Genomic DNA, 26093 nt, shown 5'->3' with positions numbered 1-26093 from the left:
CTTTGCCGCCGCCCTGCATCCGGTTCATGAAATAGATCCAGACACCGATCAGCAGAAGGAACGGCAGGAAGGTCATCAACACCGTGGTGAAACCCGACTGCTCCTGAGGCTTGGCGTTGACGGTGACGTCGTTGGCGATCAGCCGATCCGTCAACTCTCCGCCCTCATCGGGGCGGATGGTCGAGTAATCCTGCCCATCGGCACCACGGAATAGCACGCGTTCGCCGTCAAGGGTCACGCTCGAGACCTGGCCGGATTCGACCTGCTCGACGAAGTCGGAATAGCTTACGGACCGGGCGTTCAGCGAGGACTGGCCACCGGAGAAAAGATTGAACAGGGCCAGAACCAGAAGGAAAAGAACGACCCAGAAGGCGATGTTACGCGCGTTTCCCAAGAAAACCTCCTGAGGTGGGACTACAGGGTGACCGGATCCGGTCACCCTGGGCTGACGCATTAAATAGACACTGCGCCCTACGATTCAATTACCTGGAGGCGGCGCGGCTATTTCGTCGCGGAATGTCGCCACGTCGGCCCTCCAGCCGTTGGGGTATCCCACCAGAGGCGCGGCCACCAGCCCGCTTTCCGACCACACCGCCGGGGTCGCCAGCAGAGCCGCGCGCGGCCGCCCCGTTTCGCGCCAATCGGGGCAGGCGGTAAGTCCTTCGGCGCCAAGGGCTTGGACACTCAACCCCGGCGTGTGCGGCCCGTGCAGCCGCCACCGCCCGTCCCACAGCGCCGTGGTGGGCGTCGAAAGGTCGCGGACGGCCGCGAATTCGCGGCTCAGGCGCAATCCCTCCCGACCCGGAACAAGCTGCACCCCGGCCAGGGTCGCAGGCCGCCCGGCCCGCGCCGCGGCCACGAAACGCTCCAGCTCGGCGCGCCGCGGCGGATAGGGTAGTCGGCCAATCCACCGGAGCGCCGCGGCATGAAGCCGCCGGACAAGCTCCTCCGGTGCGTCGAGGACAGCGGGCGCAAGCAAGAGGTCGCCTCCATCCTGCCGCACCCCGCGCTCCACGAGCCCGAGCACTCCCGCGTCCAGGGCGATTTGCGCTGCGCGCATCTGGTCCGCGACATCCGACAGGATGCCGACGTCGATCCCCAGCGGCGCCAGCGCGCCCAAGGCCTGCCTTGCGCGGGTGCGTTCATAGCTCGGGTCATCGTTCGAGGGGTCGTCGATCCACGTGAAACAGCGGTCGCGCAGAAAGTCCCGCAGCCCACCGCGGGACTGGTCCAGAAACGGCCGCAGGAACAGGATGTCGTCGTGGCGGAACGCCGGCGTCATGGCGGAAAGGCCGTCCACCCCGGCCCGGCGCGAAAGGCGCATCAGGAAGGTTTCGGCCACGTCGTCACGCGTGTGGCCCAACAGAACCGCCGAAAGGCGATGCGGGACAGCCCATGCCGCCAGCGCGTCCAGCCGCCCTTGACGCGCGCGGGCAGGCAGGTTCCCCGCCCTGTCCCACCGCCAGGCCAGCGTCTCGTGCGGGACACCTCGCACCGCGCAGAACCGAGCGACCTCTGCCGCTTCGTCCGCGCTTTCGGAGCGCAGGCCGTGGTCCACCGTCGCCACGCGCAGCTCGACGCCGGCTTCCAACGCCGCGGCGAGCAGGGCCATGCTGTCCCCCCCTCCCGATACCGCGACCCCGACCGGCCCTGGAACGTCCCGCAGCGCGGCCGCGACCGCGCCGGCGGGTGTCACGAACAGGACAGGCGCGACAGGGCCTCGTTGGCTTGCGTGGCGGCCCCGCTATTCGGAAAGCGGACGGGCACCTCGGCAAGGGTTGCGCAGGCATCGGCCCGCTGCCCCAGCTCGTCCAGCTTCAGGCCCAGTTGCAACAGCGCCTCGGGCGCCCGAGCGCCCTCGGGCTGCCCCGAGAACGACTCGAGATACGCGCGCGCCGCACCGGCATCGTCGCCCAGCTCGCTCAGCGCCTGCCCCCGCAGGAAATGCGCCTCGCCGTTCAGCGGGCCGCCCGTGTAGTTCTGGGTAAAGGTCTCAAACTGCTCTGCGGCGCTGCGAAAGCTACCGGAGTCGAGGGCCTCCTTCGCCCGATCGAACGACGCCTGTTCGCCGACGGCCATCTGCGCGCCGTCCGTCACCGGCTCGGCCGGGGCGGGCGTCGCCGGAGCGTCCCCCCCAAGGGGAGGCGTTTCGCCCAGCGTGGCGAAATCGCAACCCTCTTCGATCTCGCACAACCGAAAGCGCAGGTCGCCGATACGGTTCGTCCCGTCCGAGACGACCCGGTCGATCCGGTTCTCGATCTCTTCGGTGCGCCCCGTCAGGCGGCGCAGCTCGGCCTCCATCGCGTCGATCCGCTCGAGCGCGCCGGTGCCCTGCAGGTTCATGTTGGGCGCGCCTGTCGTGGACAGCTCGCGCTTGAGCGACTGGACCTCGGTGAAGAGGATCGAGACCTGCTGCTTGATGTCGGCCAGCGTCTGATCGTCCTGCGCCGTGGCGGCGCCGGGGATCAGGGCGGCGGAAAGGAGAAGCGCGCGCACCATCATGTCAGCTCGTCAATCCGCCGGCAGCGATCACCGTCACGGCGCGGCGGTTCTTGGCATAGCACGCCTCGGACGAGCACACCTCGAGCGGCCGTTCCTTGCCGTAGGTCACGGTGCGCAGACGGTTGGCCGACACGCCCTGGCTGGCGAGGAAGGCGCGGGCCGACTCGGCGCGGCGGGCGCCCAGCGCGAGGTTGTATTCCCGCGTGCCCTGCTCGTCGGCATGGCCTTCGATGATGGCGGTGTAGGACGGGTTCTGGGTCAGCCAGCGGGCTTGGCCCGTCAGCGTCTGGCGCCCGGTGTCGGACAGCGTGGAGGTGTCCACCGCGAACAGCACGCGGTCGCCGATCGTTTCGTTGAAGTATTGCGGCGAGGACGGGTCAAGCGCCCCTTGCGTCACGCCGCCCGCGCCCGGCAGGCCTGCTCCGGCCCCGCCGTCGACGCCCATGCCGGCACCACCCGCGAAGCGGTCGGGGTTCGAACAGGCGGCCAATCCGACCATGCACAGAACCAGACCCAGCTTTCCCATCATACGCATCAATGCGCTCCCTCGTTATGTTTCGTTCGTCCTAGCACCGTTCTGCGGCGCTGTTAACGGTCAGGGCAACAGTGGCGACCATGCAGGGTCGGACGCGCCCGCCGGCGTCTCGACCCGGCGCAGATTCCGCCCCGAGACGTCCACGGAATAAAGCGCCGAGGCCCCCCCCGCACCGGACGTCTCGCGCGTGAACATCAGCACCCGGCCGTTTGGCGCCCAGGTCGGCCCCTCGTCAAGGAAGCTCGCCGTCAGCAGGCGTTCCTCGCTGCCATCGGTGCGCATGACGCCGATATGGAAGCGCCCCTCGTTCTGCTTGGTGAAGGCGATCAGGTCACCGCGGGGGGACCAGACCGGCGTGCCGTAGCGACCCGCGCCAAAGCTGATTCGGCGCGCCTCGCCGCCATTCGCCGGCATGATGTAAAGCTGTGGCGTGCCCGAGCGGTCGCTTTCAAAGACGATCTGGCTGCCGTCGGGGCTGAAAGAGGGCGCCGTCTCGATCGAGGGCGCGTTCGTCAGCCGCTCGGGGCTGCCGCCGGGACGCACGCGATAGAGGTCCGTGTTCCCGCCCGTCGAGGCCGAGAAAATCACCGTGTTGCCGTCCGGCGCATAGCGTGGCGAGAAGGTCATCGACTCCGCCGGCACCTGCAGCGCCGACCGGCTGACCGAGCCCACGTTCATCTCGTAGATCTGCGGAAAGCCGCTTTCGTAGCTGGTGTAGAGCACCCGGTCGCCCGCGGGCGAGAAGCGCGGCGCCAGCACCAGCGCACCGCCATCGGTCAGATACTGCACGTTTGCGCCGTCATAATCCATCACGGCGAGGCGCTTCTGCCGGTCGTCCTTCGGGCCCTGCTCGGACACGAAGACCACGCGGCTGTCGAAATAGCCCGACTCGCCGGTGATGCGGCTGTAGACGGCGTCGGCGACACGGTGCGCGAGACGGCGCCAGTCGTTCTGATTGCCCTGAAGCTGCAGCCCCTCGCCCAGCGGCGCCTCCGAGAACACGTCGAACAGGCGGAACTTCACCGATAGCGAGCCGTCCGCGCCGGTGCTGACGGCCCCGGTGATCAGCGCCTGCGCGTTGATCGCCTGCCAGTTGGCATAGGTGACCGAAGGCGTGAACTCGGTCAGTTGGCTCACGAAGGCATCCGACGAAATCCGGCGGAACAGTCCCGTGCCCGTCAGGTCATCCGCGATCACCTGCGTGATACGGTCCGCCCATTGCTGGGCCTCGGGCGTCTCGGCGATGAAGGTCGGGATCGCAAAGGGCAGCGGTTCGACCACGCCCTCGGTGATCTCGATCCTCAGCGGCCCCTCTTGCGCCTGGGCCGCCATACCCACGGGCAGGGTCGCCAGAGCCGCCGCAAATAGCGTCGTCATCAGTTTCATGGGTATGTTCCCCCTCGTCTGTCCGTTCCGGTTCGGCATCCCCTGCCCTCACCTGACCCGCATCTCGGCGGGATTGAAAGTCACTTCGACTTGTTGCCACTGCGCGTATTTCTCGGGCGGCAGGCTGTAGCCGCTTCCTTCGACCGCGCAGCGCAGGATCGCGCGACGCCCCGAATCGTAGGCCGCCCGCTGCGCCGCATCCGACCCGCCCGTTGCCGAGACCTGCGTGATCGAGCTCGAGACCGGCATCCCGTCGGGCGTCATGTTGAAGCGGATCGTGACGTTCACGTTCGCCGCCTCGGACCCGACATCCACGTTCCAGCAGCGCCGGATCGCCAGGATGAAGTTCTGCCGCTCGCCTTCCGTGATCGGCGGGCCGGCCGGCATGCCCGGCGTCGCGCCTTCCTCGACCATTTCCTGCAGCCCCGCGATCGTCTCTTCGACGGCCGATTGCAGGTTGTCCGAGTTCGCCTCGACCACCTGCCCCTCGGTCTGGGGCGCTGGCTCGGGCTCTACCGGTTCCGATTCGGGTTCCGGCTCGGGTTCGACCGCGACGACCTGCTCGGGCCGTCCGCGCGGTCGGGCGGTCTGCGAAGGGGCGGCATCGGCCAGCGTGGTCGAGGGGTCCTCGGCCTCGGTCACGATCTCGGTCGTGGTTTCCTCGGGCGCTGCGGGGGCCTCTTCCTCGACCGTCTCCTCGATTTCGGGCTCGGGTTCGGGGGCGGTGGCCTCCTGCTGCTCGGGCGCGGTCTCGGCTTCCAGCGGCGGCGCGGGCGTCACCTCGTCGGCAACGCGCGGCGCGGCCTGCGGCGTATCGGTATCGTCCTGCGGCACGTCGGGCCGCTCGGGGCGCGGGGCGGGATCCAGATCGGGCGTGGGGACGGGCTCCAGCACCGGCTCGGGCTGCGGTTCGGGTTCGGGCGCAGGTTCCGGCTCTGGCTCTGGCTCTGGCGCCGCTTCGGGGGCGGGTTCGGCCACGCGCGGCTCTTCGGGGGGAGACTCTTCCTCGGGCGCCGCAGGGTCAACCGCCGCCGCCGGCTCCTCGGCCGACTCCATCGGCACGGGCTCGGGCTCCTCGGCCGTTTCGGGCCGGGTCAGCACCGCGAATTCCTCTTCGCTCATCACGGTCACTTCCGTCGACTCCACGGGCGGCAGGGGCTCGGACTCGAACCATCCCCCGAAGAGGAGAAAGAGGATCAGCGCACCATGCGCACTCCCGGATATGATGAGCGGCGTGTCCATGCCCCTGACGGGCCCCCTCGCCTACTGGTCCGACCCGTCGAGGCGCGGCCCGCCCGCATCCGTCACCAGACCGATCTGGTTGAAGCCCCCGGAATTCAGCGCCCCCATCACCTCGGCCACGCGCGAATACGGGATGCCACCATCCGCACGCAGGAACACCTTGCGGCTCTCGCGCTCGGCCGCGATGGCGCGCAACTGGCCGATCAGGTTCTCGCTCTCGGTCTCGTTGTCCATCAGCAGGACCTGCCCGTCAGCCGTCAGGGTGATCGTCAGCGGCTCTTCCTGTTCGGTCGGCAGCGCCTCGGCGGACGTCTCGGGCAGCTCGATCGGCACGCCAACGGTGAGCATCGGCGCCGAGACCATGAAGATGATGAGAAGCACCAGCATGACGTCCACGAAGGGCGTCACGTTGATCTCGGACATGGGGCGCACGCGGCTGCGCCGCCGCCCCCGGCTTCCGCCCTTCTCCTTCGAGATGACGCCTGCCCCCATGTCAGCTGTCCAGCTGGCGCGACAGGATGGTCGAGAACTCGTCCGCGAAGGCCTCGTACTCACCCACGATCCGGCCCTGGTCCGCCGAAAGCTTATTGTAGAAGATTACCGCCGGGATAGCCGCGAGAAGGCCAAGACCCGTCGCCAGCAGCGCCTCGGCGATACCCGGGGCCACGACGGCAAGGTTGGTGTTCTGCTGCTCGGCAATATCGATGAAGGCGGTCATGATGCCCCAGACCGTACCGAACAGGCCGATGAAGGGCGCCACGGATCCGATCGTGGCGAGGATCGGCAGACCGCTCTCCAGGTCCTCGGCCTCGCGCGCGATGGTGACGTCCATCGACCGCTCGATCCGGGCCTGCGCGCCGGGGATCATCCGCCCGTCATTGCGGTGGGATCGCTGCCATTCGGCCATGCCGGCCGCAAACACGCTGGCGGCGCGGCCCGACGGTTCCGGCCCCAGCTTGCGATACAGGTCGTCCAGCGGCTCGCCCGACCAGAAGGCGGCGTCGAACCGCTCGGCCTCGGCCCGGGCCTTGCGATAGCTCAGCGCCTTGCGGATCGCGATGGTCCAGGACCAGACGCTCGCCGCGATCAGCATGAGCATCACCAGCTTCACCAGCAGCGAGGCGCGGGCGAAAAGCGCCCACATGGAGAAATCCACCTGTGACGCGGCCGCGAGTGCTTCCGTTTCCATATGTCCTGCTCTTTACCTGCCGTTCGGATCCGTTCGCGGACCTCGTTGCGCTCTTACCTACAGCCATTCGACGGAAAAAGCCACATAATGCGCACGATGGAGTGAGACGGACCGTCCCGCGCGCCACTTGGGCAGGAAGTTGCCAAGCGACCGCCTCGCGCTGCGGGCTGGCATGCAAGCCCCCGCACCCCTATCTGGCCGACAAGGGACGCAAAGGAGCAGGCATGATCGGAGAGGCCATCGACGGCGTGACGACCCGCGCAGAGGCGCTGGCGCGGGACCTGACCGGGCGCTTCCAGGGCAACACGATCCGCCTCGGCGTCACCGGGCTCAGCCGCGCGGGCAAGACGGTGTTCATCACGTCGCTCGTCGCGAACCTCCTGAACCGCGGACGGATGCCGGGGCTGACCGGCGTCTCGACCGGCGCGATCCGGGCCGCCTACCTCCAGCCCCAGCCCGACGACACCCTCCCCCGCTTCGATTTCGAAACCCACCTCGACGCCATGACCGGCGCCGAACCACACTGGCCCGAAAGCACCCGCGCCATCAGCGAATTGCGCCTGTCGCTCAAGGTCCAGCCCGGCGGCCTGTTGGGCGGGGTCCGTGGGCCGCGCACCCTGCATCTCGACATCGTGGATTACCCGGGCGAGTGGCTCCTCGACCTCGGCCTGCTGGAAAAGAGCTTCGCCGACTGGTCCGAAAATGCGCTGACGCGCGCCCGCCAGCGCACGCCCGGCGCCGCGTTCCTCGCCGCGCTGGCCAAGGTCGACCCCGACGCCCCCTTCGCCGAACCCGATGCCGCCCGCCTCGCGGATCTCTGGCGCCGCTACCTGACCGACGCGAAAGAGGCCGGCTTCTCGGACTGCTCGCCCGGCCGCTTCCTTCTGCCCGGTGAAATGGCCGGCTCCCCCGCCCTGACCTTCGCGCCCCTGCCCCCGTCCGAGGCGCCCAAGGGCTCGATGGCCCGCGAATTCGAACGCCGCTTCGAGGCCTATAAGCGCGAGGTGGTGAAGCCGTTCTTCCGCGCCCATTTCGCCCGGATTGACCGGCAGGTGGTGCTGGTGGATGCGCTCGGCGCGATCCATGCGGGGCCGCAGGCGGTGGACGACCTGCGCGTCGCGATGACCGACATCCTGACCGCCTTCCGCCCCGGCCGAAACGCCTTCCTGTCAGAGATCTTCCGCGGCAAGCGTGTGGAAAAGATCCTCTTCGCCGCCACCAAGGCCGACCACATCCACCACACCCAGCACGGCCGCCTCACCCGTATCATGGAGGCGCTGACAGACGACGCCCGCCGCCGCGCCGACTATGCCGGCGCGCGCACCGCATCCATGGCCCTCGCCTCGCTGCGCACGACGACCGAGGACACCGTCCCGCACGAGGGCGGCACCCTGGACGTGGTCCGCGGCCGGCTCGAGGACGGCCGCCGCGCCGCCTTCTGGCCGGGCGAGCTGCCCGAAGACCCGCAGGCCCTCCTGTCCCAAGGCCGCCGGGGCGAAGCCGCATGGCTCGACGGGGATTACGAAGTGATGCGCTTCGTCCCCCAGGGCGGCGTGATGAAACCGGGCGAGGGGCCGCCCCACATCCGGCTCGACCGCGCCGCCGACTTCCTGATCGGCGACAAGCTGTGATCCTGCGCCCCGCCCGCGCCTCGGACGCACCCGCGCTGGCGGCGATCCTGTCCGACTGGATCGACCGCACCGACTGGATGCCCCGCATCCACACCCGCGACGAGGATCGCGGCTTCCTGTCCTACCTCATCGCCAGCGCCACAGTCACCGTCGCCAGCCGCGCCGGACGTGCCATCGGCTTCCTCGCCCGGCGCGGCGACGAGATCCCGGCGCTCTACGTCGCCTCCCCCGGCGAAGGCACGGGAACCCTCCTGTTGCAGCACTCCCAAGCCACCCGGCCCGGCGGCTTCCGCCTCTGGACCTTCCGCGCCAATACCGGCGCCCGCCGCTTTTACGCCCGCCACGGCTTCCGCCCGCTGCGCGCGACCGAAGGCGACAACGAGGAAAAGCTGCCGGACGTCCTCCTTCACTGGCGCGCCCCCGCCCCCAAAAGGACCGGCTCATGGTGAAACGCCCCATCCTGATCGAAGAGCAGGACGACCCCGACCGCGCCACCCCGCACGAAGCGCCCCCCGTCCCCGACGACCTGCCCGGCACGGGCGAAGCTCCCTCAGGGCAGGCGATGCGCACGATGGCGGCCCTCGCCTCGCGCCCCCGCTCGGCCCTTGGCGCGTGGTTCTGGCGGATGCTGGGCGCGACGCTGCTGTTCATGCTGTCGGTCGCCACCTGGGCCGCCATCGACGCGATGCTGGCCCGGTCGGTCATCCTCGGCTGGATCGCGACGGTCCTCGTCGGCGGCCTCGTCATCACCGCCGTCGGCCTCGCCGCCCGCGAACTGCGCGCCCTCGCCCGGCTCAAGCGCGTCGGCTCGATCCAGCTCGAAGCCGCCGAGGCCGCCCGCGCCAACGACCTCAAGACCGCGCGCGACGTCGGCCGCCGCCTCGTCGCGCTCTACGCCCACCGCCCCGAGCTTGACTGGCACCGCGCCCGGTTCGAGGAGCGTGCCCCCGACCAGTTCGACGCCGACGCGCTCCTGGGCCTGGCCGAACACGAGCTGCTGGGCCCCCTCGACCTCGCCGCCCGGATCGAGGTCGAGGCCGCCGCCCGCCAGGTCGCCGCCGTCACCGCCGTGGTGCCGCTGGCGCTGGCTGACGTCGCCGCCGCCTTCGTATCGAACCTGCGCATGATCCGCCGCATCGCCGAGATCTACGGCGGCCGCGCCGGCACCCTCGGCGCCTGGCGCCTCACCCGCGCCGTCTTCACCCACCTCGTCGCCACCGGCGCCGTGGCCGTGGGCGACGACCTGATCGGCTCGGTCGCGGGCGGCTCGATCCTGGCCCGCGTCTCGCGCCGCTTCGGCGAAGGCGTCGTGAACGGCGCCCTGACGGCCCGCGTCGGCGTCGCCGCGATCGAGGTCTGCCGCCCCCTGCCCTTCGCCGCCGCCGAAAAGCCGCAGGTGCACCGGATCATCGGCCGCAGTCTTTCTGGCCTCTTTCCGCAAAGTCGCGCAGACTGACGGAACCGCGACCGGCCAGAGGCCTTTACCGTCCATTCCACCCAGGGGCGCCCGCATGTCGAACGAGACCGTCTCTGCCGATCCCATCGATCCCGACGCCCTGGCCGAGGAGCTTGCCCGCGCAGCAACCGTGCGGGAATTGCAACGCATCCGCGGCCTGCTGACGATCGCGGTACTGATCGGCCTCACCGTCGCATGCTTCTTCGCGCGAGACGTGCTGCTGCCGATCATCCTCGGCATCATGGTCTCGCTGACCCTGTCGCCGGTGGTCCGCTGGGCGCAGCGCCGCGGTGTCACGCCGCCGCTGACCGCCGTCGCGCTGATCCTGATGCTCGGCGGCATCCTCGGCGCGTCGGGCTACGCGATGAGCGAGCCCGTCACCAACTGGGTCCAGAACGCCCCCGAGATGGGGCGCGAGGTGCAGCGCAAGCTCGCCGGCATCTTCGAGTCGGTCGAGAAGGTGCAGGAAGCTTCGGACCAGGTCGAAGAAATGGCCACGGACGCAGAGGCCGGGGTGCAGAAGGTCGTGCTCGATCAGCCGGGCCTGCTGAACTCGGCCGCAAGCTACGCCGCCTCGATCGGAACGACGCTGGCGGTGGCGCTGGTCCTTGCGCTGTTCCTGCTCGCGTCCGGGGACCTGTTCTATACCAAGATCGTCGAGTCCTACCCCCGCCTGTCGGAAAAGAAGCGCGCCCTGCGCATCGTCTACGGGGTTGAACGTGCGATCTCGCGCTACCTGCTGACGATCACGGCGATCAACGCGGGCCTCGGCCTCACGGTCTTCGCCGCCCTCTGGGCGCTGGGGCTGCCCAACGCGTTCATCTGGGGCTTCGTCGCGTTCGTGTTCAACTTCCTGCCCTTCATCGGCGCGATGGCGGGGACCGTGCTCGTGGGCTTCTACGCGCTCGTGACGCTCGACACGGTGGGCTATGCCCTTCTGATGCCGACCGTCTATCTCACGGCAACCAGCATCGAGGGGCAGTTCGTCACGCCCACCATCCTGGGCAAGCGGCTGAACATGAATACCGTCTCGGTCTTCCTGACGGTTGTGTTCTGGGGCTGGCTCTGGGGCATCGCCGGGGCGCTGATGGCGGTGCCGTTCCTCGTGATGGTCAAGGTCATCTGCGACAATGTTCCAAGCCTGCGCACGTTCGGCAGCTTCCTCGGGGGCGCCGACACTGCCGTCGCCGCCCCGGCCGAACGCAGCACGGCCTGACCTACATCTCGTCGCGCCAGCGGTGAACGGGGTCGAAGCCGACCAGCTTCCGGGCCTTCTCGATCGAATACATCGTCTCGTCCGGCGCCATCTCGTGCTTGAACGGCACGCCCTGATAGAACCGTTCTGCGATCTCGGCACTGGTCAGGTCAACGCTGGCATCTGGATTTGCGACGTTGAACACCTGATAGCCCAGACCATCGGTCTTGAGGCAGCAATCCACCATCCGCCCAAGATCGCGCGCGTCGATATAGGCAAAGATGTTGCGGCGGCGCAGGTCGGGATTGTCGACGAAGGCCGGGAACATCTGCGCATACTCGTGCGGCTCGATCACGTTGTTGATCCGCAAGCCATAGATGTCCGCCTTGGATCGCTGCTGGAACGACCGCCCCGTCGCCTCGTTGCAGACCTTCGACATGGCGTAGCTGTCGCCCGGCACGGTCGGGTGCTCTTCGTCCACGGGGATGTATTCGGGCTTGCGCTCGCCATCGGCGAAACAGATGCCGTAGGTCGTCTCGGACGAGGCGAAGATCACCTTCTTCACCCCAAGCCCCACGGCCGCCTCGATCACGTTGTAGGTGCCCATGGTATTGGTGCGGAACGTCTCGTTGTCGGACGTGATCATGATCCGCGGGATCGCGGCAAAATGGACCACCGCATCGTAGGGCCGCACACCGTTGCCGCCCTCAAGCTCGTCGAAATCGGCCGGCTGGGTCAGCGCGTTCCACACGGTCACGGGCTCGGTCAGGTTCTTCACCCCCGGCACGTCCAGCGGCACCAGGTCAAGGTTCGTGACCTCGTGCCCCTGCTCAATCAGGTAGGGAACCACGTGACGACCAGCCTTGCCGCTGCCGCCGGTGAACAGGATTCGCATGGGTCTTCTCCGCTTGAGATACCGGACCCAAGCTAGCCGACGGGCGCGCGAGGTAAAGCCGGACGACCGGGCGCGACCACAAGCCTTTATGGGCGCGGGGGAACCAGCCATACTCGGCCTGCAACATGAAAGGCTGGTCATGCCCCTGGCCCTCTACACCTTCGGGATGTTCGCCAGACCGGCAGAAGATCCGGCCAATGCCGGATTCTACGAGTTGAACGCGCCGGTCTTCGACCGCGTCGACAGCGCACCCGGCCTCATCGCCCGCTCCGGCTACGCGGCCGATCCCGGCCCCGATCCATGGGGACCGGAAGTCTATCCGCGCTTCTATGCCGAACGTGGAGACGGCTGGTCGCCCGCCACGTTGTCGTTGTGGACCGATCTCGAATCCTTGTTCTCCTTCACGTATTTCGGCCTTCATGCCGAGGCGCTCAAACGCGGGCGGGAGTGGTTCCAGACGCCCCGCTGGCCGCCGCTCGTGATGTGGTGGCATCACGGCAACGCTCGACCGACATGGGCCGACGGCGTCAGCCGCCACGAACACCTTCACGATCACGGACCGACGGCGACCGCCTTCACCTTCAAGACCGCGTTCGACGAAAGCGGCGCCCGGATCAAGCTCGACAAGCATCGTATCGATGCGCTTCGCACCTCCCACGGCGGTAGCTGACGACACTCTCCCGGCCGCGCCATCTTGCCCGGCCCCGCCGTTCCTGCGAGACTGCCTCAGCCCAAACCAAGAACATTGCGAGCAGCACCATGGCCGACGACCTTCTCAAAGGCGGGGAACCGCAAACCTACGACGCGTCCTCCATCGAGGTGCTCGAAGGGCTGGAACCCGTCCGCAAGCGTCCCGGCATGTATATCGGCGGCACCGACGAACGCGCGCTGCACCACCTCGTCGCCGAGGTCCTCGACAACTCCATGGACGAGGCCGTCGCCGGTCACGCCAACCGCATCGAGGTCGAGATGCACGAGGATGGCTCCTGCACCATCCGCGACAACGGCCGCGGCATCCCCACCGACCCGCACCCCAAGTTCCCGGGCAAATCCGCGCTCGAGGTCATCCTCTGCACCCTGCACGCGGGCGGCAAGTTCTCTGGGAAAGCTTACCAGACCTCGGGCGGTCTGCACGGCGTCGGCATCTCGGTGGTCAACGCGCTGTCGGACCATGTCCGGGTCGAAGTCGCCCGCGACCGCCAGCTGATGGCGCAGGAATTCAGCCGCGGCAAACCCACCGGCCCCATCGCCCCCGCCGGCGCCGCCCCCAACCGCAAGGGCACCTCCGTCACCTTCCACCCCGACGCCGAGATCTTCGGCACGCTCAAGCTGAAGCCCGCGCGTCTCTTCAAGATGATCCGGTCCAAGGCGTACCTCTTCTCGGGCGTGAAGATCCTCTGGAAGTCGCAGATCGACGACGGCGAGACCCCGACCGAGGCGACCTTTCACTTCCCCGGCGGCCTGTCGGACTACCTCAGGGAAACGCTCGGCCAGTCCGCCACCTACGCCGACACTCCCTTCGCCGGCTCGGTCGACTTCAAGGACGCGCCGGGCAAGGTCGAATGGGCGATCAACTGGACCCCCGCCCGCGACGGCTTCATCCAGTCCTACTGCAACACGGTCCCCACCCCCGAGGGCGGCACGCACGAGGCCGGCTTCTGGGCCGCGATCCTCAAGGGCATCCGCTCCCACGGCGAGCGTGTGGGCAACAAGAAGGCCGCCAACATCACGCGCGAGGATCTGACGGCCGGCGGCTGCGCCCTCGTCTCGTGCTTCATTGCCGAGCCCGAATTCGTCGGCCAGACCAAGGACCGCCTCGCCACCAACGCCGCCCAGCGCCTTGTGGAAACCGCGATCCGCGACCGCTTCGACACCTGGCTTGCCGCCGACACCAGGGCCGCCACCGCGATCCTCGACTACCTCGTGCTCCGGGCCGAGGAACGCCTCCGCCGCCGGGCCGAGAAAGAGACTCAGCGCAAGTCCGCCACCAAGAAGCTCCGCCTGCCGGGCAAGCTGGTCGACTGCACCGCCAAGAACCGCAAGGGCACCGAGCTTTTCATCGTCGAGGGCGACAGTGCCGGCGGCTCGGCCAAGATGGCCCGCATCCGCGAGATGCAGGCCCTCCTGCCCCTGCGCGGCAAGATCCTGAACGTGCTCGGTGCCGCGTCGGCCAAGCTCGGCTCGAACCAGGAGATCAGCGACCTCTGCCAGGCGCTGGGCGTCAACATGGGGTCGAAATTCGTGCTCGACGACCTGCGCTACGACAAGATCATCATCATGACCGACGCCGACGTGGACGGGGCGCATATCGCGTCGCTCCTGATGACGTTCTTCTACACCCAGATGAAGCCGATGATCGACGCGGGCCACCTCTACCTCGCCTGCCCGCCGCTCTACCGGCTGACGCAAGGCGCGCGCCGCGAATACGCGCTGGACGAGGCCGAGAAGGACGCGTGGTTCAAGAAGGGCCTTGGCGGCAAGGGCAAGATCGACGTCTCCCGCTTCAAGGGCCTGGGCGAGATGGACGCCAAGGACCTCAAGGAAACCACGATGAACCCCAAGACCCGCAAGCTGATCCGTGTGAGGATCGACGAGCAGGCCGAGACCGGAGACCTGGTCGAACGCCTCATGGGTAAGAAGCCCGAGCTTCGCTTCGAGTACATCTCGCAGAACGCGAAGTTCGTGGAGGAGTTGGATGTATAATGGAATAGGCCGGGCATTGAGCCCGGCCAAATAACTTCGCGCGCCTCGCCGGTAGTACTCAGCCCCAGATCATCTGGAAGCCCCAAAGAATTACCCTAATCAATGACTCCCTGAAAGAAAGCCAAAGAGCACGAATTGCCTCAGTTGTTGCGAAACGATCGGCGGCCTTTCGACCAAACCTTAGCTTTCGCCTGTAGTCTGCTCTGAAGTCGAGCAGCCTCTCTTCTCGATCACGGTGCAAGAAGCCTGCGGCTCCGATTACCACCATGGTCCACTTTTTAGGCCGTCGAGGCCTTTTCTCTCTGAGATGCACCCAGCATTTCCTTCTGCTGCACGCCTTGAGAGTGCCGTACGCTGTCGGTCAAATACTGCAGGCCGTGCGCTGTGAGATTGTATATCCGACGCGTCCGGCCTCTACGGCCTGCAGATCTCGCGAAATCCTTATGTGAGGCCAAAAGGCCTAAGCTCTCCAGCCGCGAAAGTGCGGCATAAACTTGAGCCATGTGGATTTCCCGTTCCTCTTTTTCCTCCAAGTAATTCCTAATATTCATTCCATAGGCATCATTCTTAAGCCTATGAACTGCACTAAGGGTTATTTCTTGGAAGTCTCCGATGAGAAGGTTCATCGTTTCTCTCCGATCGAAGTGTTCACCCCAATGGAGTTCGATCACCACAAGAACACCCACGTGTTCTTGATTGGTATATATTCCAATGTTGCATAGCCTTCTCCTTTTCCAGCTTTCACAGCGCATTTGGCCGTAGGAGCTCACCTCCCACGGATACAGAGCTAGCGCCTTCTCGCTCCGATACTTGTTATATAATAGGCACTGCGCAGTTCATCAAGTGCTCTACGACAAAACTTAGCTTCAACCGCCAGGCCCATTGAACCCGATCACGGTCCCTTACCCTAAACCCGGCCCCCGCTCCGCTTTCCCAGATCCTCGACCTCGGGAAAGCGGTCCTGACGCACCGCCTCCAGAAAGGCGCGGCCACGGTCGACCTTTTCGCCGATAGGAAAACCCTCCCACGCGTCGCCATATAGATCGCGCAGCCGGAACTCTCCCGGCTCCGTCGCGTCGATCTGCTCTTGCAGCCGCTCGGCCTCGTCCTGAGACAGCCTCCGCCTCACAGGAACGCCAGCACCACCAAACACACCGCCGGGATCGCCATCTGAACCGGCCGCAGCCGCGCGAACCAGCGCGGCGCCTCGCCCCTCCGCGCCGCCAGCGGGTCCAGCACCGTCAGCGCCGCGAAGGCCCCCGCCAGCACCAGCGCGCCCAGGGGCGGCACCAGCACCAGCGACAGGAACGCCGCCGAGAACAGGCCGAGCATCTCTGCCAGCACATGCGGCCGCGGCCCCTCGGGCAGGGCGAACGAGAATCCCCGCCGCACCCCCGACACGAAGATCACGATGCTCGCCCCCCACAGGACCGACAGCCGCAGCGCCAGCTCGTCCAGCCACGGCGGCCCCACCCAGACGCCAAGAAGCGCCACGACGAAGGGCACCATCGGCCCCCAGCCAAAGACATGCGCGTCCCACGGGATGCTCTTCCGGTCGGGTCTGTTCGCCTGTTCATCCATGTGGCCCCAGCGCAAAGGCGTTAAGGCCGGTTCCCCGGTCCGTGCGCAATCCTTACGAATCGCCCCCGAATCACCCGCCGGCGCCCCTCCGGCACCGCGCACACGAAGATCTCACGCTGTTCTCACGCGACTCCTACGCGGTTCATACGTTTCTCCGACGACAGGCGCGTGGGATTCTGGCGGTTAACGCCAGCCCGGCGCACAAGGCCACCGATGCCGATCCGCAACAGCTTTACACGTTATGATTGCATTCCCGTACCCGGACTTTGCCGGCGCGGCGATCCGTGCCTAGCTTGTCGGGTCGTCGACCACGGTGGTTCGGCGGTTCCTCCCTGAAGGACTGGCCACGCCTCTGGGCGTGGCCCTTTTCAGCCCCCGTCCCCCTTCAGCGCCCGCAGCGCCGCCGGCATCCGCCGGACCGCCCCGCTCCGCCAGTCGATCGCCACAAGCTCCACCTGCGCCCGAAACAGCGTCTGCGCGCCTCTTCGCACGACCTGCTCCAGCCGCACCCGAACGCCGCTCGCCTCCACCAGCGCCGTCGTCACGTCCAGCACGTCATCCAGCCGCGCCGGCGCCAGGAACTCCGCCTTGACCCGCCGCACGGCAAAGACGGTTCCCTCCTCGCGCAGCGCCACCTGGTCGATCCCCAGCTCTCGCACCCAATGCGAGCGCGCTCTTTCTATGTACTTCAGGTAGTTGGCGTGATAGACGATCCCGCCCATGTCGGTGTCTTCGTAGTAGACGGTTACCGCAAAGCTCATCCCTCGCCCCCGATCCGCGCCGCCAGCCGATACGCATGCGCCGCATCCGTCGCCGCCCGCGGCAGCACCGGGTCATAGGCCGCGCCGATCAGGCGCCCGATCTCGGGGCGCAGGATGACCGTCCCATTCGGCGCCTCGGCCAGCGCCGACCGGTCCGAAAACGCGGTATCCGACCACAGCAGGATCGTCTGGACCACCTGCGCCAGCGCCACCGTTTCGGCCGGCAATTCGGCCATCTCGCCGCTCATCCGCACGAAGACGAAGGCCGCCCGGATGGCGCCATCCCCTTCGAAACGGAAGGCGCGGTACTGGTTGGCGTCGACCTCTTCCAGGCGCGGCAGCAGCGCGTCAAGATCCGGGATCAGCCGACCAAGGTCGGGGACGTGCCGCAGCTCGTCCCACTCGCGCAAAAAGAAAAACAACAAATTCACGCCCAGCTCCGGGTCCGTCTCGACCACCGGATGCCGCGCAAGCTCCGTCACCGCCTGCAGCGCCCCCTTCACCACCGCAAGCGTCTGATCCTCGATCCCGAACACCACCGGCGCAATCGGTCTGCCCCAACGGGCAAAAATGTAACTGCCATCCGCGCGGGTAAAGAGCCGCGCAACCTCGTCAGGTGTCATGGAGCCTCCGTTCTTCGGCAATGCGACGCGTGCCTACAGCAGGGCCATGCGCCGGTCACGTGTCGAACAGATCCCCGTCCGAAACACGTGGCGGTCGAAGTCCCAGGTGAGACCACGCCCGCGGCGCCAGCATCCGCCCGCGCGGCGTTCGCTGCACGAGGCCCTGCTGCAGCAGGAACGGCTCGATCACCTCCTCGAGCGCATCACGGCTTTCGGAGAGGGCGGCGGACATGGTTTCGATCCCAACGGGGCCGCCATGGTAGTGCTCGGCGATCAGCCGAAGGTAGCGTCTGTCCGCCCCGTCGAGACCGATCTCATCCACGCCAAGCCGCGTCAGCGCCGTATCCGCGATATCCCGGGTCAGCCGTCCGTTCCCCTCCACCAGCGCGAAGTCGACGACCCGCCGCAACAGGCGCCCGGCGATCCGGGGCGTGCCGCGGGCTCGAGTGGCAATCTCGCGCGTGCCCTCCGGCTCGCTATCCACACCAAGAAGCCGCGCACCCCGCGCAACGATGGCCTGCAACTCGTCCACAGTGTAGAATTGCAGGCGCACAGGGATGCCGAAGCGGTCCCGCAGCGGCGTCGTCAGCAGGCCCAGGCGCGTCGTGGCCCCGACCAGCGTGAATGGCTGCAGCTCGATCCGCACGGTCCGGGCGGCAGGCCCCTCACCGATCACGAGGTCGAGCTCGAAGTCCTCCATGGCGGGATAGAGCACCTCCTCGACCACCGGATTCAGGCGGTGGATCTCGTCGATGAACAGGACATCCCGCGCCTCAAGGTTGGTCAGGATCGCCGCGAGGTCTCCCGCCTTGGCCAGAACCGGGCCCGAGGTCATGCGGAAGTTGACTCCCAGCTCCTTCGCCATGATCTGCGCCAGCGTCGTCTTCCCTAGGCCCGGAGGTCCGTGAAACAGGGCGTGGTCCATTGCCTTGCCGCGCATCCGCGCGCTTTCGATGAAGACGCGCAGGTTCGAGCGCGCCTCGGCCTGCCCGGTGAACGCATCCAGCGTCTGCGGGCGCAGCGCGTGGCCCTCATCCTCGGGCAGCGGCTCGGGGCGGAGCGTCGGATCTGCACCTGTCATTGGCAACACCATCCCCGAGGGCCCGAGGCACTCATGCCGGTGCCAGCCGCTTCAGCGCAGCACGGATCAGGGTCGCGGTATCGGCATCGGGCGTCTCGGCAGCCGCCTCGGCTGTGGCGCGGGCAGCCTCGGCGGGAGTGTACCCGAGGTTCGACAGCGCCGACATCGCCTCGGCCTGGGCCGCTGCGCTGCCGGTGCGATGGGGCGCTTCGGTGGACGGGGCGGCCGCGCCGGTCGAGGCTTGCCCGGCGTCGATCACGGGCGCCGGCTCCACGTCGGATACCGCGCCGCCCTGCGCGCCCAAAGCCATGACGGCGGGCGCCTTGTCCTTCAGCTCGTTCACCACGCGGGCGGCGATCTTGGGTCCCACCCCCGGCGCGGCCCGGATTGCGGCGCTGTCTCCCAGCGCGATGGCCCGGCTGACGCCCTCTGGCCCCAAAGCGCCGAGGATGGCGAGAGAGGCGCGCGCACCGATCCCCTGGACGCTCATCAGCAGGCGGTGCCACTCCTTCTCCAGAAGCGACGGGAAGCCGAAGAGCTGCAGCAGATCCTCGCGCACCAGCAGGTCGGTGAACAACGACACCGCCTCGCCCGGTCCGGCCAGCGTCAGGCGCGTCCTCTCCGAGACGTAGACGACGTAGCCCACGCCGCCGACGTCGATCAGCACGTGGTCGTCGCCCAAATAGCCGATCCGTCCCTGAAGCCGGCCGATCATGCGCGCACCGTGGCCCAGGCACGGGCCGTCGACAGGTGCACGGCGTGGCACAGCGCGATGGCAAGCGCATCGGCGGCGTCCGGCCCTTCCGGGACCGCGCCCGGCAGCTGCATGCGGACCATGTGGTCGATCTGCTCCTTGGCCGCGTGGCCCACGCCCACCACCGTCTTCTTCACCTTGTTCGGCGCATATTCCCCGATCGACAGCCCCGCCTCGGCCAGCGCCAGAAGCGCCACACCGCGCGCCTGACCGAGCTTCAGCGACCCCGCACCGTCGGAATTCACGAAGGTCTGTTCGATCGCGGCGGCCTCGGGCGCATAGAGGGCAATCACCTCGGTAAGTTGCCGGTGAAGCGCAACGAGCCGCAACGCCAGCTCCTGTTTTCCGTCCGAGCGGCAGAGTCCATTCGCCACGTGGCGCATCCGGCTGCCATCTGATTCGATCACACCCCAGCCCATGGTGCGAAGACCCGGATCGACCCCGAGAACGCGCATGCTGCCTGCCCTTTTATTCGTTGTTTTGCGAAGGCTAGCACGAATGGGGAACACGCGCCAAGCGGTCGGTTTCCGACCCCCCGCCTTCCGGTTGCGACGCAGAAGTCGAATTGCGACATCGCCCTGTCGAAATACGACATTCTGCATGCGACATTTCCCCTATTATTTCAGCCACTTGGCACCTTGATCTCGCGGTTCGGGCGAAGCACATGGGCGCCATATGGCAACCGTCATCAATGCAAGGAACGATCCGATGGCGCTTTACGATCTTCACCGCTCTTCCGAAACGCCCCGCACAACGGTTCTGGCCTACCGCGTGGCGTCCCTCGTCTTCGCTCTTGCGGACGGCTTCAGCACGCGGCGCGTTCGCCGCGCCTCGCGTGCACTGATGCGGCTGAGCGACTGGCAGCTTGCCGATATCGGCCTCACGCGGGCCGACCTGTCCCGCCGCTGAGCCGCACGCCGACACGCGACAAGGTCTCCCGCCGCAAGACGCGGCGGGAATGCCCCAAAGCGTCAGGCCAGACGCATCGTCAGCGTGGTCCAGTCGCCAATGACGTCCGTTTCGACCACGTCATAGCCGTTCTGGCGGTAGGCCGACACGACCTCCTCGGCCTGCGGGTTTAGAATCCCCGACAGGATCACGTGCCCCCCGGCGCTGGAATGCGATGCCATAGCGGGCGCGAGATCGATCAGCGGCCCCTTCAGAATATTGGCGAAGATCAGGTCGTAGGGTGCGGCGCCTTCGATCCGGGGGTGGTCGAACCCCGTCGCCTCAAGGCAGATAACCCGCCCGGCCAGGCCGTTCAGCGCGACATTCGCCTCGGCCACATCCACCGCGACCTCGTCGATATCCGAGGCGATCGGCACCACCGGCAGCGCGCTCGCGGCGGCCATCGCAAGGACCGCTGTGCCGCATCCGATATCCGCCACGGTCGTCGGCGCGACCCCGGCCGTCAGCAGCCGGTCGAAGGCGACGAGACAGCCCTTGGTCGTGCCGTGATGCCCGGTGCCGAAGGCCATGGCCGCGTCCACGAGCAGCGGCACGCAATCCGCGGGCACCTTGTCGGCATCATGCGAGCCGTAAAGAAAGAACCGCCCCGCCTCGACCGGAGCAAGCTCGCGGCGGACCTTGTCGACCCAGTCGATCTCGGGCAGTTCGGACACGGTGAACGGGCGGGCCGAGAACGTCGCGGCCAGCAGCGCCAGCCCCGCCTCGTCAGGCGCCTCGGTGAAGTAGCCGCCGATCTCCCACAGGCCCGAGCCGTCCTCCATTTCGAAGACGCCGACCCCCGCCGGTTCGGGGTCGAGCCGTTCCATGGCCTCGCCAAGGGCCTTCGCGTTCATCTCGTCCGGCACCAACGTCAGGGCAGTGTAGGTGGGCATGGGGAAACCTTTCGAGCGTGCTGTCTCAGAGAATAGATCCGGTCGGATAACGCATGGAAGAGCTACGCTCGCAAGGCCGCTCATGTCGAGGGGCGGTTCCGCGACCCTCTTGTGGTGAAGCCACAGACCTGCCCTACCTGCCTCACGATGGACATGCAGGTGAGGACCATGGTGATCGAACTTCATTGCTTCGGAGAAAGCGGAAACGCCTACAAAGCGGCCTTGCCGATGGAACTGGCCGGCGTGGAATGGCGCCCCGTCCTCGTGGACTTCTTCAACGGCGCCACCCGCAGCGAAGAGTTCCGACGCCTGAACGTCATGGGCGAGGCCCCGGTCATGGTCGATGGCGACCTCATCCTGACGCAATCGGGCGTTATGCAGCAGCACATCGTCGAGAAGACGGGTCGCTTCGGCGGCGCCGACGTGGCGGAGGCGCGCGAGGTGTTGCGCTGGCAGTTCTGGGACAATCACAAACTGTCGGCCCAGGCGGGGTCGACGCGCTTCCTGATGAACTTCCTGCCCGAGGAGAAACGCCCGCAGCCGGTCATCGAGTTCATGCAGGGACGGCTCCGCGCCGCCTACAAGGTGCTCGACTCGCACTTGACGGGACGGGACTGGATCGTGGGACGGGACGTCACAGTCGCGGATTTCTCGTGCTGTTCTTATCTCTTCTATCCAGAACCCTTCGGCTTCGACCGGGCAGACTGGCCCGAGATCGACCGGTGGCTCGGGAACATCCAGTCCCTGCCGGGCTGGAAGCACCCCTACGATCTGATGCCCCGCGGGGCTTGAGAGGAGGAAGAGATGACTGAGGCCTATATCTACGACGCCGTGCGCACGCCGCGTGGCAAGGGCCGCAAGGACGGTAGCCTGCACGAGGTCACCTCGGCACGCCTGTCCGCGGTAACGCTGAACGCCCTGAAACAGCGCAACGGCCTTGAGGGTCACGCGGTCGAGGACGTGATCTGGGGCAACGCCACCCAGGTCAAGGAGCAGGGCGGCTGCCTTGCGCGGACGGCCGTGCTGGCTTCGGATCTCGACCAGTCGATCCCGGGCCTGTCGATCAACCGCTTCTGTGCCTCGGGGCTCGAGGCCGTGAACATTGCCGCGAACCAGGTCCGCGCCGGCGCGGGCGACGGCTACATCGCCGGCGGCGTGGAATGCATGAGCCGCGTGGCCATGGGCTCGGACGGGGCGGCAATCGCGGTCGATCCCTCCATAGCGATGAGCAGCTACTTCGTGCCGCAGGGCATCGCGGCCGACATCATCGCGACCGAGTACGGCTTCAGCCGTGACGACGCCGATGCCTTTGCCGTGGAAAGCCAGAAGCGCGCCGCCCGCGCGTGGGAGGAAGGCCGCTTCGACAAGTCGGTGATCGCGGTCAAGGACGTGAACGGCCTGACCATCCTTGACCGTGACGAATACATGCGCCCCGGCACCGACATGCAGTCCCTGGGCGGCCTGAATCCGGCCTTCAAGGAAATGGGCGAGACGATGCCCGGCTTCGACCAAATCGCGCTGATGAAGTATCCGCATCTGGAAGCGATCAACCACATCCACCACGCCGGCAATTCGTCGGGCATCGTGGACGGCGCCGCGGGCGTGCTGATCGGTTCAAAGGAGTTCGGCGAGGCCCGCGGCCTGAAGCCCCGCGCCCGTATCCGCCAGACGGCCAAGATCGGCACCGACCCCACCATCATGCTGACCGGCCCCGTGCCCGTCACCGAGAAGATCCTGCGCGACAGCGGGATGGAGATTGGCGACATCGACCTTTTCGAAGTGAACGAGGCGTTCTCGTCCGTGGTCCTGCGCTTCCTTCAGCGGTTCGGTATCGACCACGATCGGCTGAACCCGAACGGCGGCGCCATCGCCATGGGCCACCCGTTGGGCGCCACCGGCGCAATCATCCTCGGCATCCTGCTCGACGAGATGGAGCGGACGGACAAAGAGACGGGCCTTGCCACCCTTTGCGTCGCATCCGGCATGGGGGCCGCGACGATCATCGAAAGAGTGTAGTCAGAATGCCCGCGATCGATTTCCAGTCCTGGCTCGATGCACGCTCGAAGAGCTTCTTCGACCAAGACTTCGATGCGCATCTCACACTGGTTTACCTGCCCTTCGCGATAGCGACCCGAACCGCGGTTCTGGTCGTGGAGGACGAGGCCAAGTTGCGCATCGGTTTCGACGCGTGGTCCGACATGCTGAAGTCGCAAAAGGCGACCCACATGATCTGCACCGCGCGCCACGTGGAAATCCTGGGCGACGACATGATGTCCGGCACCTTCGACACCGAAATCCTCCGGGATGCCGTCCGGATCTGCGATCCCTATCGCAGCACGGCGACGCTGAGGAAGATCGACGGAGCTTGGAAGGTGATCTCGATTGCGAACGGACTGACGAATTCCACCTGGCCCTTCGTCCTGCCGAATGTGGACCGGGACGCTGGCGGGCAAGAACTGATTTGGACGGGCGATACGGGCCCGAGGGGAGAGAACGATGGCTGATTTCAAGCTTGAGAAACACGAGGACGGCGTGGCCGTCATCACCTGGGACGCCGAAGGCAAGTCCATGAACGTGATGACCCGCGAGGCCTTCGCCGATGTCGACGCCATGATCGACGACGTGCTGTCGGACGACGCGGTGAAGGGCATCGTCATCACGTCCGGCAAGAAGGACTTTGCCGGCGGCATGGACCTGAACGTGCTGGCCAAGATCCGCGAAGAGGCCGGCGACCAGCCTGCCAAGGCGCTTTTCGACTTCACGATGGAAGGCCACCGCATCCTGCGCAAGCTCGAGCGGGCGGGACTGGACCCCAAGACGAACAAGGGCGGCAAGCCTGTCGCTTGCGCCATTCCAGGCACCTCTGCCGGGATCGGAACCGAGATCGCGCTCGCCTGTCACCGCCGCTTCATGGCGGACAATCCGAAGGCCAAGATCGGCCTGCCCGAGATCATGGTCGGCCTCTTCCCCGGCTCCGGCGGCACCACGCGCTATTCGCGCATGGTCGGTGCGATGGCGGCGTCCCCTGTCCTGCTCGAAGGCAAGATGCTCGACCCGAAGAAGGCCAAGAGCGCCAGCCTCGTCGACGAGGTGGTTCCGGCGGACGAGCTGCTCGACCGTGCCAAGGCCTGGGTGCTGGAAGCCAAGGACGCCGACATCGTCAAGCCTTGGGACCAGAAGGGCTGGAAGATGCCGGGCGGCGAACCCTACCACCCCGCCGGCTTTATGACCTTCGTCGGCGCCAGCGCGATGGTGAACGGCAAGACCAAGGGCGTCTTCCCGGCCGCCAAGGCGCTGCTGTCGGCGGTCTACGAGGGCGCGCTGGTGCCCTTCGACACGGCCCTGAAGATCGAGGCGCGCTGGTTCGTCAACGTGCTGATGAACCCCTCCTCGACCGCGATGATCCGGTCGCTGTTCCTCAACAAGCAGGCGCTCGAGAAAGGCGCGAACCGGCCCGAGGCCCCCGACCAGACCGTGAAGAAGGTCGGCGTGATGGGCGCGGGCATGATGGGCGCCGGCATCGCCTATGTCGCGGCCCTTTCGGGGATCGAGGTCGTCCTGATCGACCAGCAGCAGGCCAGTGCCGACAAGGGCAAGGCCCATGCGGAAGGGATCCTCGACAAGGGGATCAGCCGCAAGAAGGTCACCGCAGAGAAGAAGGCCGAGGTTCTGGGCCGGATCAACGCGACGACGGAGTACGAGGCGCTGTCCGGCTGCGACCTGATCGTCGAGGCGGTGTTCGAGGATACCGGCATCAAGGCCGAGGTCACGAAGCGCGTCGAAGAGGTCGTGGGCGAGGACTGCATCTTCGCCACCAACACCTCGACCCTGCCGATCAGCGAACTGGCCGAAGCGAGCAAGCGCCCCGAGCAGTTCATCGGCATCCACTTCTTCAGCCCCGTCGACAAGATGATGCTGGTCGAGATCATCAAGGGCCAGAAGACCGGCGACCGGGCCGTTGCCAAGGCGCTCGATTTCGTGCGCCAGATCCGCAAGACGCCCATCGTGGTGAACGACGCCCGCTTCTTCTACGCCAACCGCTGCATCATCCCCTACATCAACGAAGGGGTGCGCATGGTGAAGGAGGGGGTCGAGCCTGCCCTGATCGAGAACGCCGCCAAGCTGCTGGGCTTCCCGCTGGGGCCTCTCCAGCTGACCGACGAAACCTCGATCGACCTCGGGGTGAAGATCGCCAAGGCCACCAAGGCGGCCATGGGCGACGCTTATCCCAACGCCGAGGTGGACGAGGTCCTGTTCTGGCTGGCCGATGAGGGGCGCATGGGTCGCAAGGCCAACGCGGGCTTCTACGCCTATGACGACAAGGGCAAGCGGCAGGGGCTGTGGGAAGGTTTGGCGGACAAGTTCACCGTGGCCGACGCGCAGCCCGACCTGACCCGGGTGCAGCACCGCCTGATGATGGCGCAGGTCCTTGAAGCGGTGCGGGCGTTCGAGGAAGGCGTGCTCGAGGACATCCGCGAGGGCGACGTGGGCGCGATCCTGGGCTGGGGCTTCGCGCCGTGGTCGGGTGGCCCGTTCTCGTGGCTCGACATCCTGGGCGCCGCCAAGGGCGTCGAGATCTGCGAGGCGCTGACCGCCGAGTGCGGCGAGCGGTTCGAGGCCCCGAAGCTCCTGCGCGAAATGGCGGAGTCGGGCGCACGGTTCTACGACCGCTACGGCGAGGGTCAGGCGGCAGCTGCCTGATCCCTGAACCCTGCACT

The 26093-nt window shown here is 67.1% G+C and carries 29 protein-coding genes; 11 read left to right on the top strand and 18 right to left on the bottom strand.

Features of this window, described 5'->3' with window-relative positions; translation table 11 throughout:
• From ACFDS3_RS04000 to tolQ, 8 genes are all read right to left on the bottom strand, one after another.
• On the bottom strand, positions 1–394 hold a 394-nt coding region (locus ACFDS3_RS04000), incomplete at its 3' end, for an ATP-dependent metallopeptidase FtsH/Yme1/Tma family protein (RefSeq protein WP_375261052.1).
• Positions 395–478: 84 nt separating this feature from the next.
• A complete protein-coding gene (gene tilS / locus ACFDS3_RS03995; RefSeq protein WP_375261051.1) occupies positions 479–1696 on the bottom strand; it encodes a tRNA lysidine(34) synthetase TilS in 1218 nt (405 codons plus the stop codon).
• Positions 1693–2499, bottom strand: coding sequence for a tol-pal system protein YbgF (ybgF, locus tag ACFDS3_RS03990; protein WP_375261053.1), 807 nt, complete (start codon positions 2497–2499; stop codon positions 1693–1695). The genes tilS and ybgF overlap by 4 nt, the downstream gene beginning before the upstream one ends.
• Before the next feature lie 4 nt (positions 2500–2503).
• Complete coding sequence (gene pal / locus ACFDS3_RS03985) at positions 2504–3037, bottom strand: peptidoglycan-associated lipoprotein Pal (RefSeq protein ID WP_375261050.1); 534 nt, start codon at positions 3035–3037, stop codon at positions 2504–2506.
• Between the two features lie 60 nt (positions 3038–3097).
• The gene (gene tolB, locus ACFDS3_RS03980; RefSeq protein WP_375261049.1) at positions 3098–4423 is read right to left on the bottom strand and encodes a Tol-Pal system beta propeller repeat protein TolB; all 1326 of its coding nucleotides are present in this window, start codon (positions 4421–4423) and stop codon (positions 3098–3100) included.
• Between the two features lie 48 nt (positions 4424–4471).
• Positions 4472–5665 (bottom strand): cell envelope biogenesis protein TolA, encoded by a 1194-nt coding sequence (locus ACFDS3_RS03975; protein ID WP_375261048.1) that lies wholly within the window; start codon positions 5663–5665, stop codon positions 4472–4474.
• 21 nt (positions 5666–5686) lie between these two features.
• Positions 5687–6157 carry a protein TolR gene (gene tolR / locus ACFDS3_RS03970; RefSeq protein ID WP_375261047.1) on the bottom strand — a complete coding sequence of 157 codons (471 nt, stop codon included), beginning with the start codon at positions 6155–6157 and terminating at the stop codon, positions 5687–5689.
• A gap of 1 nt (position 6158) precedes the next feature.
• Positions 6159–6854, bottom strand: coding sequence for a protein TolQ (gene tolQ / locus ACFDS3_RS03965; RefSeq protein ID WP_375261046.1), 696 nt, complete (start codon positions 6852–6854; stop codon positions 6159–6161).
• 224 nt (positions 6855–7078) lie between these two features.
• Here tolQ and ACFDS3_RS03960 point away from each other — a divergent pair, with 224 nt between their 5' ends.
• The 4 genes from ACFDS3_RS03960 to ACFDS3_RS03945 are packed head-to-tail and all read left to right on the top strand — an operon-like array spanning position 7079 to position 11157.
• Positions 7079–8485, top strand: a complete 1407-nt coding sequence (locus tag ACFDS3_RS03960) for a YcjX family protein (RefSeq protein WP_375261045.1) — start codon at positions 7079–7081, stop codon at positions 8483–8485.
• Positions 8482–8934: a GNAT family N-acetyltransferase gene (locus tag ACFDS3_RS03955; protein WP_375261044.1), complete on the top strand. Its 453-nt coding sequence runs from the start codon at positions 8482–8484 to the stop codon at positions 8932–8934. Before ACFDS3_RS03960 ends, ACFDS3_RS03955 begins: the two co-directional genes overlap by 4 nt.
• Positions 8928–9941 carry a YcjF family protein gene (locus ACFDS3_RS03950; protein WP_375261043.1) on the top strand — a complete coding sequence of 338 codons (1014 nt, stop codon included), beginning with the start codon at positions 8928–8930 and terminating at the stop codon, positions 9939–9941. Before ACFDS3_RS03955 ends, ACFDS3_RS03950 begins: the two co-directional genes overlap by 7 nt.
• Positions 9942–9996: 55 nt before the next feature.
• Complete coding sequence (locus tag ACFDS3_RS03945; RefSeq protein ID WP_375261042.1) at positions 9997–11157, top strand: AI-2E family transporter; 1161 nt, start codon at positions 9997–9999, stop codon at positions 11155–11157.
• A 1-nt stretch (position 11158) separates the two neighbouring features.
• Here ACFDS3_RS03945 and ACFDS3_RS03940 read toward each other — a convergent pair whose 3' ends face one another.
• Entirely contained in the window at positions 11159–12031 is an 873-nt protein-coding gene (locus ACFDS3_RS03940; protein ID WP_375261041.1) for an NAD-dependent epimerase/dehydratase family protein, read from the bottom strand.
• 139 nt (positions 12032–12170) lie between these two features.
• On the opposite strand from ACFDS3_RS03940, the gene ACFDS3_RS03935 reads away from it, so the two are divergent.
• Both ACFDS3_RS03935 and parE read left to right on the top strand, forming a co-directional pair.
• The gene (locus ACFDS3_RS03935) at positions 12171–12701 is read left to right on the top strand and encodes a DUF3291 domain-containing protein (protein WP_375261040.1); all 531 of its coding nucleotides are present in this window, start codon (positions 12171–12173) and stop codon (positions 12699–12701) included.
• A gap of 89 nt (positions 12702–12790) precedes the next feature.
• Positions 12791–14734, top strand: coding sequence for a DNA topoisomerase IV subunit B (parE, locus tag ACFDS3_RS03930; protein WP_375261039.1), 1944 nt, complete (start codon positions 12791–12793; stop codon positions 14732–14734).
• A gap of 278 nt (positions 14735–15012) precedes the next feature.
• On the opposite strand, the gene ACFDS3_RS03925 is transcribed toward parE, so the two are convergent.
• The 8 genes from ACFDS3_RS03925 to ruvC form a co-directional block, all read right to left on the bottom strand.
• Positions 15013–15360, bottom strand: a complete 348-nt coding sequence (locus ACFDS3_RS03925; protein ID WP_375261038.1) for a PadR family transcriptional regulator — start codon at positions 15358–15360, stop codon at positions 15013–15015.
• A 281-nt stretch (positions 15361–15641) separates the two neighbouring features.
• Positions 15642–15863, bottom strand: a complete 222-nt coding sequence (locus ACFDS3_RS03920) for a DUF1413 domain-containing protein (protein WP_375261037.1) — start codon at positions 15861–15863, stop codon at positions 15642–15644.
• Positions 15860–16315, bottom strand: a complete 456-nt coding sequence (locus ACFDS3_RS03915; RefSeq protein ID WP_375261036.1) for a DUF3429 domain-containing protein — start codon at positions 16313–16315, stop codon at positions 15860–15862. Before ACFDS3_RS03915 ends, ACFDS3_RS03920 begins: the two co-directional genes overlap by 4 nt.
• Before the next feature lie 368 nt (positions 16316–16683).
• On the bottom strand, positions 16684–17076 hold the full coding sequence (gene ybgC / locus ACFDS3_RS03910) for a tol-pal system-associated acyl-CoA thioesterase (RefSeq protein ID WP_375261035.1): 393 nt from the start codon (positions 17074–17076) through the stop codon (positions 16684–16686).
• Positions 17073–17699, bottom strand: a complete 627-nt coding sequence (locus tag ACFDS3_RS03905; protein ID WP_375261034.1) for a hypothetical protein — start codon at positions 17697–17699, stop codon at positions 17073–17075. Before ACFDS3_RS03905 ends, ybgC begins: the two co-directional genes overlap by 4 nt.
• A 55-nt stretch (positions 17700–17754) precedes the next feature.
• The gene (gene ruvB, locus ACFDS3_RS03900) at positions 17755–18780 is read right to left on the bottom strand and encodes a Holliday junction branch migration DNA helicase RuvB (protein ID WP_375261033.1); all 1026 of its coding nucleotides are present in this window, start codon (positions 18778–18780) and stop codon (positions 17755–17757) included.
• Positions 18781–18811: 31 nt separating this feature from the next.
• Entirely contained in the window at positions 18812–19495 is a 684-nt protein-coding gene (ruvA, locus tag ACFDS3_RS03895; protein WP_375261032.1) for a Holliday junction branch migration protein RuvA, read from the bottom strand.
• On the bottom strand, positions 19492–19989 hold the full coding sequence (gene ruvC / locus ACFDS3_RS03890) for a crossover junction endodeoxyribonuclease RuvC (protein WP_375261031.1): 498 nt from the start codon (positions 19987–19989) through the stop codon (positions 19492–19494). Before ruvC ends, ruvA begins: the two co-directional genes overlap by 4 nt.
• A gap of 253 nt (positions 19990–20242) precedes the next feature.
• Between ruvC and ACFDS3_RS03885 the strand changes: the two genes are divergently transcribed.
• Positions 20243–20443 carry a DUF1127 domain-containing protein gene (locus tag ACFDS3_RS03885; protein WP_375261030.1) on the top strand — a complete coding sequence of 67 codons (201 nt, stop codon included), beginning with the start codon at positions 20243–20245 and terminating at the stop codon, positions 20441–20443.
• A gap of 62 nt (positions 20444–20505) precedes the next feature.
• On the opposite strand, the gene ACFDS3_RS03880 is transcribed toward ACFDS3_RS03885, so the two are convergent.
• The gene (locus tag ACFDS3_RS03880) at positions 20506–21375 is read right to left on the bottom strand and encodes a 50S ribosomal protein L11 methyltransferase (protein ID WP_375261029.1); all 870 of its coding nucleotides are present in this window, start codon (positions 21373–21375) and stop codon (positions 20506–20508) included.
• Positions 21376–21543: 168 nt separating this feature from the next.
• Between ACFDS3_RS03880 and ACFDS3_RS03875 the strand changes: the two genes are divergently transcribed.
• From ACFDS3_RS03875 to ACFDS3_RS03860, 4 genes are read left to right on the top strand one after another with little or no spacing between them, the layout of a single operon-like run.
• Positions 21544–22167: a glutathione S-transferase family protein gene (locus tag ACFDS3_RS03875; protein ID WP_375261028.1), complete on the top strand. Its 624-nt coding sequence runs from the start codon at positions 21544–21546 to the stop codon at positions 22165–22167.
• Positions 22168–22179: 12 nt separating this feature from the next.
• Positions 22180–23391: an acetyl-CoA C-acetyltransferase gene (locus tag ACFDS3_RS03870; RefSeq protein WP_375261027.1), complete on the top strand. Its 1212-nt coding sequence runs from the start codon at positions 22180–22182 to the stop codon at positions 23389–23391.
• Between the two features lie 5 nt (positions 23392–23396).
• The gene (locus tag ACFDS3_RS03865; protein WP_375261026.1) at positions 23397–23879 is read left to right on the top strand and encodes a hypothetical protein; all 483 of its coding nucleotides are present in this window, start codon (positions 23397–23399) and stop codon (positions 23877–23879) included.
• The gene (locus ACFDS3_RS03860) at positions 23872–26076 is read left to right on the top strand and encodes a 3-hydroxyacyl-CoA dehydrogenase NAD-binding domain-containing protein (RefSeq protein ID WP_375261025.1); all 2205 of its coding nucleotides are present in this window, start codon (positions 23872–23874) and stop codon (positions 26074–26076) included. Before ACFDS3_RS03865 ends, ACFDS3_RS03860 begins: the two co-directional genes overlap by 8 nt.
• Positions 26077–26093: the final 17 nt, after the last annotated feature.

It is taken from the genome of Palleronia sp. (assembly GCF_042089775.1).
Classification (GTDB): Bacteria; Pseudomonadota; Alphaproteobacteria; order Rhodobacterales; family Rhodobacteraceae; genus Palleronia.
This window is presented reverse-complemented; position numbering and strand designations above follow the sequence as displayed.

Coding starts and splice junctions, on each gene's coding strand:
- ACFDS3_RS03905 (WP_375261034.1), bottom strand. CDS start 17,699: ATGACACCTGACGAGGTTGCGCGGCTCTTTACCCGCGCGGATGGCAGT.
- ybgC (WP_375261035.1), bottom strand. CDS start 17,076: ATGAGCTTTGCGGTAACCGTCTACTACGAAGACACCGACATGGGCGGG.
- tolQ (WP_375261046.1), bottom strand. CDS start 6,854: ATGGAAACGGAAGCACTCGCGGCCGCGTCACAGGTGGATTTCTCCATG.
- ruvA (WP_375261032.1), bottom strand. CDS start 19,495: ATGATCGGCCGGCTTCAGGGACGGATCGGCTATTTGGGCGACGACCAC.
- tolR (WP_375261047.1), bottom strand. CDS start 6,157: ATGGGGGCAGGCGTCATCTCGAAGGAGAAGGGCGGAAGCCGGGGGCGG.
- ACFDS3_RS03865 (WP_375261026.1), top strand. CDS start 23,397: ATGCCCGCGATCGATTTCCAGTCCTGGCTCGATGCACGCTCGAAGAGC.
- ACFDS3_RS03870 (WP_375261027.1), top strand. CDS start 22,180: ATGACTGAGGCCTATATCTACGACGCCGTGCGCACGCCGCGTGGCAAG.
- ACFDS3_RS03950 (WP_375261043.1), top strand. CDS start 8,928: ATGGTGAAACGCCCCATCCTGATCGAAGAGCAGGACGACCCCGACCGC.
- ACFDS3_RS03860 (WP_375261025.1), top strand. CDS start 23,872: ATGGCTGATTTCAAGCTTGAGAAACACGAGGACGGCGTGGCCGTCATC.
- ACFDS3_RS03875 (WP_375261028.1), top strand. CDS start 21,544: ATGGTGATCGAACTTCATTGCTTCGGAGAAAGCGGAAACGCCTACAAA.
- ruvC (WP_375261031.1), bottom strand. CDS start 19,989: ATGCGCGTTCTCGGGGTCGATCCGGGTCTTCGCACCATGGGCTGGGGT.
- parE (WP_375261039.1), top strand. CDS start 12,791: ATGGCCGACGACCTTCTCAAAGGCGGGGAACCGCAAACCTACGACGCG.
- pal (WP_375261050.1), bottom strand. CDS start 3,037: ATGCGTATGATGGGAAAGCTGGGTCTGGTTCTGTGCATGGTCGGATTG.
- tolB (WP_375261049.1), bottom strand. CDS start 4,423: ATGAAACTGATGACGACGCTATTTGCGGCGGCTCTGGCGACCCTGCCC.
- ACFDS3_RS03975 (WP_375261048.1), bottom strand. CDS start 5,665: ATGGACACGCCGCTCATCATATCCGGGAGTGCGCATGGTGCGCTGATC.
- ACFDS3_RS03880 (WP_375261029.1), bottom strand. CDS start 21,375: ATGCCCACCTACACTGCCCTGACGTTGGTGCCGGACGAGATGAACGCG.
- ACFDS3_RS03885 (WP_375261030.1), top strand. CDS start 20,243: ATGGCGCTTTACGATCTTCACCGCTCTTCCGAAACGCCCCGCACAACG.
- ybgF (WP_375261053.1), bottom strand. CDS start 2,499: ATGGTGCGCGCGCTTCTCCTTTCCGCCGCCCTGATCCCCGGCGCCGCC.
- ACFDS3_RS03960 (WP_375261045.1), top strand. CDS start 7,079: ATGATCGGAGAGGCCATCGACGGCGTGACGACCCGCGCAGAGGCGCTG.
- ACFDS3_RS03945 (WP_375261042.1), top strand. CDS start 9,997: ATGTCGAACGAGACCGTCTCTGCCGATCCCATCGATCCCGACGCCCTG.
- ACFDS3_RS03915 (WP_375261036.1), bottom strand. CDS start 16,315: ATGGATGAACAGGCGAACAGACCCGACCGGAAGAGCATCCCGTGGGAC.
- ACFDS3_RS03925 (WP_375261038.1), bottom strand. CDS start 15,360: ATGAACCTTCTCATCGGAGACTTCCAAGAAATAACCCTTAGTGCAGTT.
- ruvB (WP_375261033.1), bottom strand. CDS start 18,780: ATGACAGGTGCAGATCCGACGCTCCGCCCCGAGCCGCTGCCCGAGGAT.
- ACFDS3_RS03935 (WP_375261040.1), top strand. CDS start 12,171: ATGCCCCTGGCCCTCTACACCTTCGGGATGTTCGCCAGACCGGCAGAA.
- ACFDS3_RS03940 (WP_375261041.1), bottom strand. CDS start 12,031: ATGCGAATCCTGTTCACCGGCGGCAGCGGCAAGGCTGGTCGTCACGTG.